The organism is Acidovorax sp. HMWF018, assembly GCF_003061035.1.
Taxonomy (GTDB): domain Bacteria; phylum Pseudomonadota; class Gammaproteobacteria; order Burkholderiales; family Burkholderiaceae_C; genus Acidovorax; species Acidovorax delafieldii.
Window position 1 is genome coordinate 1,819 of record NZ_QAIM01000617.1, and the last position, 449, is coordinate 2,267.

1 protein-coding gene is annotated in these 449 nt (G+C 68.2%); it reads left to right on the plus strand.

All coding sequences use genetic code 11. The annotated features are described in order from the left end of the window. Positions 1–12 precede the first annotated feature (12 nt). Positions 13–449 (plus strand): DUF58 domain-containing protein (locus DBR23_RS31865; RefSeq protein ID WP_233250760.1); only part of this gene is annotated, 437 nt, incomplete at its 3' end.

The following is a 449-nucleotide window of genomic DNA, read 5'->3' on the forward strand; positions in this document are numbered from 1 at the left end:
AGTCCACCCGCCATGACCAGCAAGCCGCCCGCCACATCCGTCCCATCCGCCACGGTCCACACCCTGCCCACGCTGCCCGGGCAGGCCGACCGGCTGCTGCGCGAGCTGGAGTGGAAGGTGATCCGCCGCCTGGACGGCCTGCTGCAGGGCGACTACCGCACGCTGATGCGCGGCACTGGTCTGGACCTGACCGACCTGCGCGAATACCAGCCGCATGACGATGTGCGCCACATCGACTGGAACGTGACCGCGCGGCTGAATACGCCCCATGTGCGCGTGTTCACCGAAGACCGCGAAATGTCGGCCTGGTTTCTGCTGGACCTGAGTCCGTCGATCAGCTTTGGCCCCACCGGCCATGCCAAGCGCGACATCCTGACCGGCTTTGTCGCCGTGCTTTCGCGCCTGCTCACCCGCCACGGGAACCGTGTGGGCGCCGTGCTCTACGGCGG